This is a genomic window from Dankookia sp. GCM10030260, from assembly GCF_042666655.1.
GTDB lineage: Bacteria > Pseudomonadota > Alphaproteobacteria > Acetobacterales > Acetobacteraceae > Paracraurococcus.
In genome coordinates, this window is the sequence record NZ_JBHTDE010000006.1 from 33,755 (window position 1) to 46,500 (window position 12,746).

Sequence of the window (12,746 nt, forward strand, 5' to 3'; positions counted from 1 at the left end):
CGCGCGCGCCAGAGGATCGCCCCATGTCGCCCGATACCGCAGCCGCCGCGCCGGCCCGGGGGTTGAGCGGAGCGGAGGCCGCGGCCCGCCTCGCCGCCGAGGGCCCCAACGAATTGCCGCATGGCGGCCGGCGCACGCCCTTCCGCATCGCGCTGGAAGTGTTGCGGGAGCCGATGCTGGCGCTGCTGCTGGGCGGCGGCGTGCTGTACCTGCTGCTGGGCAGCCCGGAGGAAGCGGTGATCCTGCTGGTCTTCGCGCTGCTGTCGATCGGCATCACCGTGGTGCAGGAAAGCCGGACCGAACGGGTGATGGAGGCGCTGCGCGACCTGACCAGCCCGCGCGCCCTGGTGCTGCGCGACGGCGCCCGGGTGCGCATCGCGGGGCGGGAGGTGGTGCGCGGCGACATCATGCTGCTGGCCGAGGGCGACCGGGTGCCGGCCGATGGCCGGCTGCTGCGCGGCGACGACATCCAGACCGACGAATCCCTGCTGACCGGCGAATCCGTGCCGGTGCGGAAGCGCCCCGCCGCATCCGGCACGGCCGTGGCGCCGCGTCCCGGCGGCGACGACCTGCCGCAATTGTTCTCCGGCACCCTGGTGGTGCGCGGCAGCGGCGAGGCCGAGGTGACCGCGACCGGCGCGCGCAGCGAGATCGGCCGCATCGGCCAGTCGCTCGGCAGCCTGGCGCCGGAGCCGCCGCGGCTGCAGGCGCAGATGCGCCGGCTGGTGACCTTCTGCGCCATCGCCGGCGGCGCCGTCAGCCTGCTGGCGGTGGCGCTGTACGGCACGCTGCGCGGCGGCTGGCTGGATGCGTTGCTGTCGGGCATCGCGCTGGGGATGTCGATGCTGCCGGAGGAATTGCCGGTGGTGCTGACCGTCTTCATGGCGATGGGCGCCTGGCGGATCTCCCGCGCCCGGGTGCTGACCCGGCGCGGCGCGGCGATCGAGACGCTGGGCTCGGCGACCGTGCTCTGCACCGACAAGACCGGCACGCTGACGCAGAACCGCATGTCGGTGGCCGCACTCTGGCGGCCGGACGGCGCGACGCTGCGGCCCGGCGCCGTCACGCCGCGCCCCGGCGGGGCGACGCTGGCGGAGCCGTTCCGCCGGCTGGTCGAGGCCGGCATGCTGGCCAGCGCGCCGCAGCCCTTCGATCCGATGGAGCAGGCCTTCCACGACCTGGCCGCGGCGCCGCCGGGCTGGACGCTGGTGCGCGCCTACGGCCTGCGGCCCGACCTGCTGGCGATGTCCCATGCCTGGTCCACCGGCGCGGCGGATGCGCGTTTGCTGGTCGCCGCCAAGGGGGCGCCGGAGGCGATCGCCGCGCTCTGCCGGCTGGACGAGGCGGCCCGCGCCGCATTCGACGCCGCGGTCGAGGCCATGGCGGCGCAGGGCATGCGGGTGCTGGGCGTGGCCCGGGCCGAGGCGGCGGCAGGCGCCCTGCCCGAGACGCAGCCGGACTTCGCCTTCACCCTGCTGGGGCTGGTCGGCCTGGCCGACCCGCTGCGCCCCGGCGTGACCGAAGCGATGGGCGAATGCCGTTCGGCCGGCATCCGCGTGGTGATGATCACCGGCGACTATCCGGCCACCGCCCGCGCCATCGCCCGCGAGGCCGGGCTGGCGGCGGACGACCTGGTGACCGGCGAGGCGCTGGCGGCGCTGGACGACGCGGCCCTGGCGGCGCGGGCCCGCACCGCGACCGTCTTCGCCCGCATCCTGCCGGAGCAGAAGCTGCGCATCGTCGCCGCGCTGAAGGCGGATGGCGAGGTCGTGGCGATGACCGGCGACGGGGTGAACGACGCGCCGTCGCTGAAGGCGGCGCATATCGGCATCGCCATGGGCGGCCGCGGCACCGACGTGGCGCGGGAGGCGTCTTCCCTGGTGCTGCTGGACGACGATTTCGGCTCCATCGTCCAGGCGGTGCGGCTCGGCCGCCGGGTCTACGACAACCTGCGCAAGGCGATGGGCTTCATCCTGGCGATCCATGTGCCGATCGCCGGGCTGGCGCTGCTGCCGCTGGTCTTCGGCCTGCCGATCCTGTTCGGCCCGGTGCACATCGCCTTCCTCGAGATGATCATCGACCCGGTCTGCACCCTGGTCTTCGAGGCCGAGGAGGAGGAGGAGGGCATCATGCAGCGGCCGCCGCGCAGCCCGGCGGCGCCGCTGTTCTCCGGCGCGTTGATCGGCTGGAGCCTGCTGCAGGGCGGCGTGGTGCTGCTGCTGGCCGGGGGCGCCTTCCTCGGCGGGCTGTGGCGCGGGATGCCGGAGGCGGAGGTCCGGGCGCTGGCCTTCTTCTGCCTGGTGCTCGGCATCATCGGGCTGGTCTTCGTCAACCGGTCCTTCAGCGCCTCGATCGCCGTGGCCTTCCGGCGGCGCAACGCGGCCTTCCGCTGGGTGCTGCTGGGGGTCACGGCGCTGCTGGCGGCGACGCTGCTGTGGCCCCTCGCGCGGCGGCTGTTCCGCTTCGGGCCGCTGCACCTGGACGACCTGGCGGCGACCCTGGCGGTGGGGCTGCTGACGATCCTGCTGCTCGATCTGGCCAAGCCGCATTGGCGGCGGCGCTTCGTGAGTTGAGGACGGCCGGGGAGCAGACGCCTCGTCTCCCGGGGGACGCCTGCGTCCAGTCCCGCCCTTGCTCGTCCGGGCCCGGCATCCGCCGCGCGGGTCGTGCCGAGCCGCGCCAGGCCTACAGCGTCGCCGCCGGCGCCAGCACGCAGGGATGCGCCGGGTCGCCGCGTTCCACCTGCAAGGTGGCATGGCCGATGCCGAAGCGCGCCTGCAACTCGGTGCAGAGCCCGGCCAGGAAGCCGTCATCCGCTGTCGCCTCCGGCCGCACCAGATGCGCGGTCAGCGCCGTCTGCGTGGTGGAAAGCGCCCAGATGTGCAGGTCGTGCACCTCGCTCACCCCCGGCTGTGCCGCGAGGAAGGCCGCGACCGCGGCCGGGTCGATCGCCGCGGGCACCGCATCCATCGCCAGGTCGGTCGATTCCCGCAGCAGCCCCCAGGTGCCCACCAGGATGACGCCGGCGATCACCAGGCCCAGCACCGGGTCCACCCAGGTCCAGCCGGTTGCCTGGATCAGCAGCGCGCCGACCACCACGCCGGCCGAGACGCCGGCGTCGGCGACCATGTGCAGGTAGGCGCCGCGGCGGTTGAGGTCGGCCTCCCGTCCCCGCATGAACAGCAGCGCCGTGCCGCCGTTCACCAGGATGCCGACGGCGGCGACCCAGAGCATCCAGCCGGTCGCCACCGGCTCTGGTTCCAGCAGGCGCTGGATGCTTTCCAGCGCGATGGCGCCGACCGCGACGAGCAGCAGCATGGCATTGGCCAGCGCCGCCAGGATGGTGCCGCGGTGGAAGCCATAGGTCCGCCGCCGGCTCGGCAGCCGGCGGGCCAACCGCACCGCGACCCAGGCGAGGACCAGGCCCAGCACGTCGGACAGGTTGTGGCCGGCATCCGCCAGCAGCGCCATGGACCCGGCGACCAGGCCGGCCACGACCTCCAGCACCACGAAGCCGAGGTTGACCGAGACGCCGAGGGCGAAGCCCCGCTCCTCCGGCCGCGGCCCGTGCTGGTGGTGCGCGTGGCCGTGCCCATGGTCGTCATGCGCGTGGCCATGATGATCGTGCGCCATGTTGCTACAACCCCAGCTCCGTCAGCCCCGGATGGTCGGCCGGCCGCGGTCCCGGCGCCGGCCAGCGGAACAGCCGGCCGGCTTCCCGGATCGGCACGTCGTTGATGCTGGCATGGCGCGCGGCCATCAGCCCGCCGTCGTCGAATTCCCAATTCTCGTTGCCGTGGGAGCGGTACCAGGCGCCGCTGTCGTCCCGCCATTCATAGGCGAAGCGCACGGCGATGCGGTTGCCGGCGAAGGCCCAGACCTCCTTGATCAGCCGGTAATCCAGTTCGCGGGCCCATTTGCGGGTGAGGAATTCGGTGATCGCCTCACGCCCCGAGAAGAACTCGGCGCGGTTCCGCCAGCGGCTGTCCTCGGTATAGGCCAGCGCGACGCGGGCGGGGTCGCGGCTGTTCCAGCCATCCTCGGCGGCGCGGGCCTTCTGCGCGGCGGTCTCGGCGGTGAAGGGCGGGACGGGCGGACGGGCGGTCATGGCGAAGCCTCCGGAGGCGAGCATAGCGCACAAAAAAAAGCCCCGGGGGTTTCCCCCCGGGGCCGTGCCGGACCGGACGGGCCCTGGCTCAGTCGCTGGACTGGCGGACGCCGACCAGCTGCAGCATCATCTGGAACAGGTTGATGAAGTTCAGGTAGAGGCCCAGCGCGTCCATCACGCTGCGCTTGCCGGCTTCCTCGGTGCCTTCCGCGTAGGAATGCTCGATGTAGTCGGCCTTGATCCGCTGGGTGTCGTAGGCGGTGAGGCCGACGAACACGACCACGCCGATCAGGCTGATGGCGAACTGCAGCGCCGAGGACTGCATGAACATGTTGACCAGCCCGGCGATGATGATGCCGATCAGGCCCATCATCATGAAGCTGCCCATCTTCGTCAGGTCGGCCTTGGTCGTGTAGCCGTAGAGGCTGACCGAGGCATACATCGCCGCCGTGATGAAGAAGGTCGTGCCGATGCTGGCGCCGGTGTAGCGGAAGGCCAGGTTGCTCAGGCTGGCGCCCATGCAGACGCAGAAGGTCCAGAACAGCGCCTGCGACGCGGTCTTGCTCAGCCGGTTGTAGCCGAAGCTCATGACCAGGACGAAAGCGAGCGGCGAGAGCGCGGCGACCCAGAAGAGGATCGTCGGCTGCATCACGATGCGGCCGGACTGGGTGCGGGCGGCGGTGTAGAACAGCTCCTGCAGCGCAGGCACGCTGACGACCGCAATGGCGACGATGCCGGTCAGCAACAGGCCGGAAGCCATCCAGTTGTAGACCCGGAGCATGTACGCCCGGAGCCCGGCATCGACGGCGGCCGCGTCGGCGGTCGCAGTGCGACCCCAGCCAGGCGCACCCGTCTGGTATCGATAGTCGGGTTGAAGGGCCATAGGTGTCTCGAACCTCCCAAGGGGGGCAATCCCCGCGACGGTGTTTATATGGAGAAGCTGTAACCCGTTTCAACGGGATTTCGCGTGAAAGCGGCAGCGACCCCAGCCGGCGCGCGGGAAGGCCGGCAGGGGCAGTGTAGGCGCTCCGTCGTCACAGTCCATGTAGCGAAACGTGGAGAATCGCTACTCGTTCCGTAACAACGGCCCCGGCCGCGCCCGCAGCGCGAGCGCGGTGCCGACCTGTCCACAGGCCAGGGTGAGCAGGGCGCAGCCGACCACCGTCGCCGCCAGGGTGCCCGGCAACAGCACCCACTCCGCCCGCATGACGAAGGTGATCACCGCCCAGGCCGCGGCGCTGCCGGCGATCGCCGCCAGCAGCCCGGCGACCAGGCCGATGAGCGCGAATTCCACCAGCCAGGCGGCGCGGATCTGCGCCCGCGTGGCGCCCAGCGTCTTCAGGATCACCGCATCCCGCACCCGCTGCCGCTGCCCGGCGGCGACCGCGCCGGCCAGGACCAGGCCGCCGGCCAGCAGGGTCAGGCTGCCGGTCGCCGACAGCGCGGTCCCGACCCGGCCGAGCAGCGCCGCCACCGCCTCCAGCGCGTCCCGCACCCGGATGCCGGAGATGTTGGGGAAGGCGTCGGTCAGCGCCCGCAGCACGGCGCTGTCCTGCGCCGCATCGCCGCGGACGGTGGCGATATGGGTGTGCGGCGCGGCTTCCAGCAGGCCGGGGGAGGCGACCAGGGTGAAGTTCATCCCCAGGCCGCGCCAATCCACGGACCGCAGGTTGGCCACCTGCAGGTCGATGGTCCGGCCCAGCACGTTGACGGTGATGCTGTCGCCGATGCCGACCCCCCATCCGCGGGCGATGCCGGCATCGAAGGAGAGCAAGGGCGCGCCGCGGTAATCGGCCGGCCACCAGTCGCCCTGGACCAGCTTGGTGCCCTCCGGCGGCGTTGCGGCATAGGTCAGGCCGCGGTCGCCGCGCAACGCCCAGGTGGTCTCCTCGGTCACCGTCACCTGCTCGGCCGGGACGCCCTTCACCGCGACCACCCGGGCGCGGAGGCTCGGCACCCGCTTGACCTCGGTGACGCCGGGCAGCGCCAGGGCGGTGGCATCGAAGCGCTGGGCCTGGTCGGACTGGATGTCGATGAAGAAGAAGTTGGGCGCGCGGGCCGGCATCTCGGCGGCCAATTGCCGGCGCAGGTTGCCCTCGATCTGGGCGATGGCGGCCAGCGTGGTCAGCCCGATGCCGAGCGAGACCACCAGCAGCGCCGCCGGCGAGCCCGGCCGGTGCAGGTTGGCCAGGCCCAGCCGCAGTGCCGGCCGCCGCAGGTGGCCGAGCCGCCGGGCGCCGGCCGCCAGCGCCCAGGCGCCGCCGCGGAACAGCGCGAGTGCGGCGATGGCGGCGGCGCAGAAGCCCAGCGCGAAGGGCCGGTCGCCGGAGGTCGCCACGATCAGCCCGACCAGCGCCACGGCGGCGCCGACGTTCAGCGCCAGCACCGCGCCGCCCGGCCAGGTGCCGCTGGGCTGCACCGCATCGCGGAACAGCGCGGCACCCGAGATCCGCGCCGCCCTTCCGAGCGGCCAGAGCGCGAAGGCCAGCGCCGTCAGCAAGCCATAGAGCGCCGCCAGGGCCAGCGGCGCGGGGTACAGCGCCAGCCGCGGCGGCACCGGCAGCGACCCCGCCAGCGCCTGCGCCGCCGCCCAGGTCAGCCCGTAGCCGCCCACCAGCCCGATCCCGATGCCCAGGGCGGCCAGCGCCAGCACCTGGATCAGGTAGGTCAGGAAGATGACCGCGGACGGCGCGCCGAGGCAGCGCAGGGTGGCGATCGAGCGCGCCCGCGCATCCAGCCAGCCGCGCACCCCGGTGGCGACGCCGATGCCGCCCACCAGCAGCGCGGTCAGCCCCGCGAGCGTCAGGAAGGACGCCGCGCGGTCGAGGAAGCGGTTCACCCCCGGCTCCGCCTGGTCGGCGGTGCGGATGCGCCAGCCCTCGGCGGCGAAGGCGGTCCGCAGCTCGGCGGCGAATCGGGCGCGCGGGGTGCCCTCGGGCAGGCGGATGCGCAGGTCGTGCTGCACCAGGCTGCCGGGCTGGAGCAACCGGGTGCGGGCCAGCATCGCCTCGGTGATCAGGGCGCGCGGGCCGAACAGCGCCGGGCTGGTGGCCTTGTCGGGCTCCGCCCGGACCAGGGCGGCGAAGGCGAAGGAGGCCTCGCCGATCCGCACCATGTCGCCCACCGCAAGCCCCAGCCGTTCCGCCACCAGCGGGTCGAGCGCCACGCGGGGCGCATTGGCCGCGGCCTCCTCGGCGGGTGGCTGCTGCAGGATGGGGACGGCGTTCAGCTCCTGCCGGGTCGCCAGCGGCACCGGCGGGTCCAGCTCCAGCGCCCCGAACAACGGATAGGCCGGATCGACGGCCTTCATCTCGACCAGCATCCGTTCGCCGGAGGGCGCCACCAGCATCGACCGCAGGGTGACCACGGCCGAGGTCTTGCCACCCCGCGCGGCGATCCAGGCCAGCGCCTCGGGCGTCGCCGGGCGGTTGCCGCTGCGCAGTTCCACATCGCCGCCGAGGATGCGGGCGCCATCGGCGGCCAGCCCGGCCTGGATGCCGGCGCGCAGCGTGCCGACCGCGGCGATGGCGGCGACGCCGAGCGCCAGGCAGGCGAGCACGATCCGCAGGCTGCGGATGCCGCCACGCAATTCACGCCGCGCCAGCCGGAGGCCGAGTGCGAGCTGGCCGGCAAATCCCAAGACGATACGCTCCGAAGCTGGTCCAACCAGCAAGTGGGGCCCTGCCGCGCCGAAAAAAGGCCGGCCGAGAGCGGCTTCGGTGACGAAGCGTTGCCGCGGCCGGGGCGTGCCCGGGCGGCCTGGCCCGGCTTGCGCCGACCTGGGCATCCCGGATCGCCGCCGTGAACGGCGCCGGCGGGTCACCCCACCCGCGGCAGGATCGACCCCTTCGCCGGCACCGCCGCGAACAGCGCGGCCCGCAGCCCCGGCGGCAGGGCGCCGCCGAGCCGCGCCGCCAGGTAGGTGGGGAAGGGGTAGGCGATCCGCAGCCTCCCCGCGGCGATGCCGGCCAGGGTGCGCCGCGCCGCCGCCTCCGGCTCCATCAGGAAGGGCATGGGGAAGGCGTTGGCGTCGGTCATCGGCGTGCGGATATAGCCGGGGCAGACCGCGTGCAGCCGGATGCCGCGCCGGCGCTCGGTCGCGTCCAGCGCCTCCGCCCAGCGCTGCACCGCGGCCTTGCTGGCGCAATAGGCCGGCGCCCCGGGCACCGCGATGAAGGCGGCGATCGAGGCGATGACGGCGATCCGCCCGCGGACCCCGCCCGGGCCCGGCGCCTGCGCCGCCATGGCCCCCAGCGCCGGCAGGGCGGTGTTCAGCACGCCGGTGACGTTGGTCTCGAAGATGGCGCGCGCCTGGTCGGCGGGTTCGGTCGCGCCGCCGGTGCCGGCGGAGATCCCGGCATTGGCGACGACGAGGTCCAGCCGCCCGGCGCCGCCGATCCAGCCCGCCATCGCCGCCTGGTCGCGCACGTCCACCGCCCGGGGCAGCGCGGTCGCCCCGGCCGCGGCGCAGGCCTCGGCGGTCGCCGCCAGCCGCCCGGCATCCCGCCCGCCGAGATGCAGCGTCACCCCCGGCGCGGCGCAGGCCAGGGCCAACGCCCGGCCGATGCCCGAGGACGCGCCGGTGACCAGGACGTGCCGCCAGGGCCAGGTGGTTGTCGCCATCGCTTGCATCAGACCCTTCAAGGCGGGACAACCCGCGGCATGGGCACCCTTATGAGCATGACCGGCTTCGCGCGCGAGAGTGGCACGCTGGCCGACGGCACCACCTTCGCCTGGGAGTTGCGGAGCGTGAACGGCCGCGGCCTCGACCTGCGGCTGCGCCTGCCGAACGGCCAGGACGCGCTGGAACCGGCGCTGCGGGACGCGACGGGCAAGCGGCTGAAGCGCGGCAACGTCTCCGCCACCCTGACCCTGAAGCGGGAGGAACGGCCGCGGCTGACGGTGGACAAGGCGGCGCTGGAACAGGCGCTGGCCCTGGCGCTGGACCTCGCCAGCCGGATCCGCGGCAGCATCGCCCCGGCCGCCGAGGCGCTGCTGGCCCTGCCCGGCGTGATGCGCACGGAGGTCGTGGAGCCGGACGAGGCGCAGGAGGCGGCCAAGCGCCTCGCCTTGGCCGCGGCATACGAGGCGGCGCTGGCCGGCCTCGCCGCCTCGCGCCAGGCGGAGGGCGCCAAGCTGCAGGTGATCCTGTCCGGCCTGCTGGAGGAGATCGCCGGCCTGCGCGATGCCGCCGCCGCCGAGGCCGCCGGCCAGCCCGAGGCGCAGCGCCAGAAGCTGCTGGAAGCCCTGGCAGCGCTGCTGGGTGAGGGCGGCCGCGCCCGCGTCCCGGAGGAGCGCCTGGCCCAGGAGGTCGCGCTGCTGGCGCAGAAATCCGACGTGCGGGAGGAGCTGGACCGGCTCTCCGCCCATATCGACGCCGCCCGTGCCCTGCTGGACGCCGGGGAGGGCGCTGGCCGCAAGCTCGACTTCCTGACCCAGGAATTCGTCCGCGAGGCCAACACGCTGTGCTCGAAATCGGCCTCGGTGCCGCTGACCCGGATCGGCCTCGACCTCAAGGCGGCGATCGAGCGGCTGAAGGAACAGGCGGCCAACGTCGAATGAGCCAGGCTGCTCCCACCCGCCGGGGCATCTGCCTCGTCCTCGCCTCCGCCCCCGGCGGCGGCAAGACCAGCGTGTCCCGCGCCCTGCTGGAGACGGAACCGGAATTATCGCTCTCGGTCAGCGCTACCACGCGGGCGCCGCGGCCGGGCGAGCGGGAGGGGGAGCACTACTTCTTCCGGACGCCGGAGCAATTCGCCGAGGGCGTCGCCGCCGATGAATTCCTGGAGCATGCGAGCTTCCTCGGCCGGTCCTACGGCACGCCGCGCGTGCCGGTCGAGCACGCCCTGGCCGCCGGCCGCGACGTGCTGTTCGACATCGAATGGCAGGGCCACCGGCAATTGCAGCGGACGATGGCGCAGGACGTTGTCGGCATCTTCCTGCTGCCGCCGAGCCTGGCGGAGCTGGAACGGCGCCTCCGCGGCCGCAACCAGGACCCGGAGGACGAGATCGCCCGCCGCATGGTCGCCGCCCGGACCGAGATGCGGCACTGGGACGAGTTCGACCATGTGCTGGTGAACGAGGATTTCGCCGCGACCGTCGCCGCGGTCCGCGCCGTGCTGCATGCCGCCCGCACCCACCGCACGCGGCAGCCCTGGCTGGCCGGCTTCGTCGCCGGCCTGTTGGGCGACTGATGCGCGCGGCGGGCGCCAACCCCCCAGGAACAGGAGGGGGGTGGCGCCACCGCGTCCGACGGGAGGGGACTTCCGCCCCGCCCTTTGCTTCCTTCCAGGGCGCCCTTATGCCAGCTGCTGCTGGATCTCCTGCAGCATGGTCAGGTGTTGCTGGATCGACATCCGCGCCAGCACCGCGATGTGCTGCGTGTCCGTGCTGCGGTTGGTGTTGTCGAGATAGCCCTGCTGGATCTGCAGCAGCTCCTGGTGGCTGTTGAGCTGGCCGAGGATATAGGCACGGTCGAAGGCCGGGCCGGACTGCGCCTCCAGCGTCTTGAGCACCGCGGCATGCTCGGCATCCAGCGGCACCGGCGGCGGGCTGTCGGTGTTGGTCAGCACCTGCGCCATGGCGGTCTGCTCGGCGATCTCGAAGGCCGCGAACTGCTTCACCCGCTGGTTCTGCGCGCGTTCCAGCGCGAGCTGGCTGGTCTGCTTGGCCAGCGTCCCGGCCATCAGCGTCATCGCGGTGTACTGGGCGCCCGAGAGCCAATGCGCCGTGCCTTGCGCCAGTGCGATACGCGGCCGGAGGCTGAAGGACAGCGCCGCAAGCCCGGCAGAGCCGAGCAGGATGCCACGTCGATCCATGTCATCATTCCTTATGCGCGGGTTTCGCCCGGACAGATCGCCCGGGCACTGCGCCCACAACGGCCGCCGCGCGCCCAGGTTCGCCAGCACGGCCGGAAGGATCACGGCCCGCCGGGGCTTTCGCCGCGCCGCCGCGTTGCACCGCAGCATCGCCGAGGAACCCCTGCCATGCCGGACGACCTGGCGCCGCTCGACTGCCTGATCATCGGCGCCGGCCCGGCCGGGCTGACCGCCGCCATCCATCTGGCCCGCTTCCGCCGCCGCGTGCTGGTGGTGGACAGCGGCACGCCGCGCGCCGCCTGGATTCCCACCAGCCACAACATCCCCTTCCTCGCCGATGGCATCGCCGGGCCGGAGATCCTGCGCCGCGGCCGCGACACCGCCGACCGCCACGGGGTGCGGGTCGAGGCCGGCACGGTGGCGCGCCTCGGGCGCGACGCGCGAGGCTTCACCGCGGCCGTGCGGTCCCCTGCCGGCGGGTCCCGCACGGCGCGCGCCCGCCGCGTGCTGCTGGCGACCGGGGCGGTGGACGTGGAACCCGACCTGCCGGACGCGGTGCGGCAGGGCCTGGTGCGCTACTGCCCGATCTGCGACGGCTTCGAATCGCGCGGCAGGCGCATCGCCGTCATAGGCCATGGCGAGCGCGGGCTGGGCGAGGCGCTGTTCATCGCCCGCACCTGTTCGGACGACGTCACCCTGCTGACCCTCGGCTGCCCGTTGGATTTGGACGACAAGCAGCGCGCCGCGGTGGCCGGGCACCGGCTGAAGGTGGTGTGCCAGCCGATCCAGGGCCTCGACATCCGCGATGGCCGCATCGCCGCGCTGCGCGGCGCCGAGGAGGAGCACCGCTTCGACCTGCTCTATTCCGCGCCCGGCCTGCACTACCGGTCGGAGCTGGCGGTGGCGCTGGGGGCGGCGCACGACGCGCGCGGCGCGCTGCAGGTCGATGCGCACAACCAGACCACGGTGCGCGGGCTGTACGCCGCCGGCGACATCGTCCGCGGGCTCGACCAGATCGTCGTCGCCATGGCGCATGCGGCGGTGGCGGCGACGCATGTCCACGACCGCTGCGAATTGCCGACCGAGGACGAAGCCGACAACCGCTGACGGAACCCGCGCGGCGCTGGCAGGTTGCGCTGCCTTACCCCCGGAGGGCTCCGCGTGCAGGCCGTGATCTTCGACGTCGATGGCACCCTGGTCGATACCGTCGACCTGCATGCCGAGAGCTGGGCCGCCACCTTCCGCCATTTCGGGCACGAGGTCGCGGTCGCCGATGTCCGCGCCCAGATCGGCAAGGGCGGCGACCAGCTGATGCCGGTCTTCCTGCCCGAGGACGTCGTGCAGCGGGACGGCAAGGCGATGGAGGCCTTCCGCAAGGACCTCTACATGCGCGAGATGATCGGCCAGGCCCGCGGCTTCCCCGACGTCGCCGCGCTCTTCCGCCGGATCCGCGCCGATGGCCGGCGGGTGGTGCTGGCCACCTCCGGCAAGCCGGACGAGCTGGCGCACTATCAGCGGCTTACCGAGATCGAGACGCTGGTCGATGCCGCGACCACCTCGGCCGATGCCGAGCGGTCGAAGCCCTTTCCCGACATCTTCCTCGCCGCGCTGGATGGCCTGCCGCCCGGCGAGGCGATCGTCGTCGGCGACTCGCCCTACGACGCCGAGGCCGCCGGCAAGGCCGGGCTGCGGACCATCGGCCTGCTCTCGGGCGGCTTCCCCGAGGCGGTGCTGCGGGAGGCCGGCTGCATGGCCATCTACCGCGACCCGGCGGCGCTGCTGGCGGAGTACGACCGTTCCCCGCTGGGGCGGGGCTGAGC

General features: G+C 73.5%; 11 protein-coding genes. 5 read left to right on the top strand and 6 right to left on the bottom strand.

Going from position 1 to position 12,746, the window contains the following annotated elements:
• Positions 1 to 23: 23 nt before the first annotated feature.
• Positions 24 to 2,573: a cation-translocating P-type ATPase gene (locus ACFQS7_RS19250; protein ID WP_380068745.1), complete on the top strand. Its 2,550-nt coding sequence runs from the start codon at positions 24 to 26 to the stop codon at positions 2,571 to 2,573.
• A 112-nt stretch (positions 2,574 to 2,685) separates the two neighbouring features.
• Here ACFQS7_RS19250 and ACFQS7_RS19255 read toward each other — a convergent pair whose 3' ends face one another.
• From ACFQS7_RS19255 to ACFQS7_RS19275, 5 genes are all read right to left on the bottom strand, one after another.
• The gene (locus ACFQS7_RS19255; protein ID WP_380068746.1) at positions 2,686 to 3,633 is read right to left on the bottom strand and encodes a cation diffusion facilitator family transporter; all 948 of its coding nucleotides are present in this window, start codon (positions 3,631 to 3,633) and stop codon (positions 2,686 to 2,688) included.
• 4 nt (positions 3,634 to 3,637) lie between these two features.
• Positions 3,638 to 4,108 (bottom strand): DUF1348 family protein, encoded by a 471-nt coding sequence (locus tag ACFQS7_RS19260; protein ID WP_380068747.1) that lies wholly within the window; start codon positions 4,106 to 4,108, stop codon positions 3,638 to 3,640.
• Positions 4,109 to 4,196: 88 nt separating this feature from the next.
• Positions 4,197 to 4,991, bottom strand: a complete 795-nt coding sequence (locus ACFQS7_RS19265) for a Bax inhibitor-1/YccA family protein (RefSeq protein ID WP_380068748.1) — start codon at positions 4,989 to 4,991, stop codon at positions 4,197 to 4,199.
• A gap of 183 nt (positions 4,992 to 5,174) precedes the next feature.
• Positions 5,175 to 7,748: an ABC transporter permease gene (locus tag ACFQS7_RS19270; RefSeq protein WP_380068749.1), complete on the bottom strand. Its 2,574-nt coding sequence runs from the start codon at positions 7,746 to 7,748 to the stop codon at positions 5,175 to 5,177.
• 179 nt (positions 7,749 to 7,927) lie between these two features.
• Positions 7,928 to 8,740 carry an SDR family NAD(P)-dependent oxidoreductase gene (locus tag ACFQS7_RS19275; RefSeq protein WP_380068750.1) on the bottom strand — a complete coding sequence of 271 codons (813 nt, stop codon included), beginning with the start codon at positions 8,738 to 8,740 and terminating at the stop codon, positions 7,928 to 7,930.
• A gap of 48 nt (positions 8,741 to 8,788) precedes the next feature.
• Here ACFQS7_RS19275 and ACFQS7_RS19280 point away from each other — a divergent pair, with 48 nt between their 5' ends.
• Complete coding sequence (locus ACFQS7_RS19280) at positions 8,789 to 9,670, top strand: YicC/YloC family endoribonuclease (RefSeq protein ID WP_380068751.1); 882 nt, start codon at positions 8,789 to 8,791, stop codon at positions 9,668 to 9,670.
• The gene (gene gmk, locus ACFQS7_RS19285; protein ID WP_380068752.1) at positions 9,667 to 10,302 is read left to right on the top strand and encodes a guanylate kinase; all 636 of its coding nucleotides are present in this window, start codon (positions 9,667 to 9,669) and stop codon (positions 10,300 to 10,302) included. The genes ACFQS7_RS19280 and gmk overlap by 4 nt, the downstream gene beginning before the upstream one ends.
• 105 nt (positions 10,303 to 10,407) lie before the next feature.
• On the opposite strand, the gene ACFQS7_RS19290 is transcribed toward gmk, so the two are convergent.
• The gene (locus ACFQS7_RS19290) at positions 10,408 to 10,926 is read right to left on the bottom strand and encodes a DUF4142 domain-containing protein (protein ID WP_380068753.1); all 519 of its coding nucleotides are present in this window, start codon (positions 10,924 to 10,926) and stop codon (positions 10,408 to 10,410) included.
• A 168-nt stretch (positions 10,927 to 11,094) separates the two neighbouring features.
• Here ACFQS7_RS19290 and ACFQS7_RS19295 point away from each other — a divergent pair, with 168 nt between their 5' ends.
• Together ACFQS7_RS19295 and ACFQS7_RS19300 are read left to right on the top strand one after the other, a co-directional pair.
• Positions 11,095 to 12,033, top strand: coding sequence for an NAD(P)/FAD-dependent oxidoreductase (locus ACFQS7_RS19295; RefSeq protein WP_380068754.1), 939 nt, complete (start codon positions 11,095 to 11,097; stop codon positions 12,031 to 12,033).
• Between the two features lie 54 nt (positions 12,034 to 12,087).
• Positions 12,088 to 12,744, top strand: coding sequence for an HAD family hydrolase (locus ACFQS7_RS19300; RefSeq protein ID WP_380068755.1), 657 nt, complete (start codon positions 12,088 to 12,090; stop codon positions 12,742 to 12,744).
• Positions 12,745 to 12,746 lie beyond the last annotated feature (2 nt).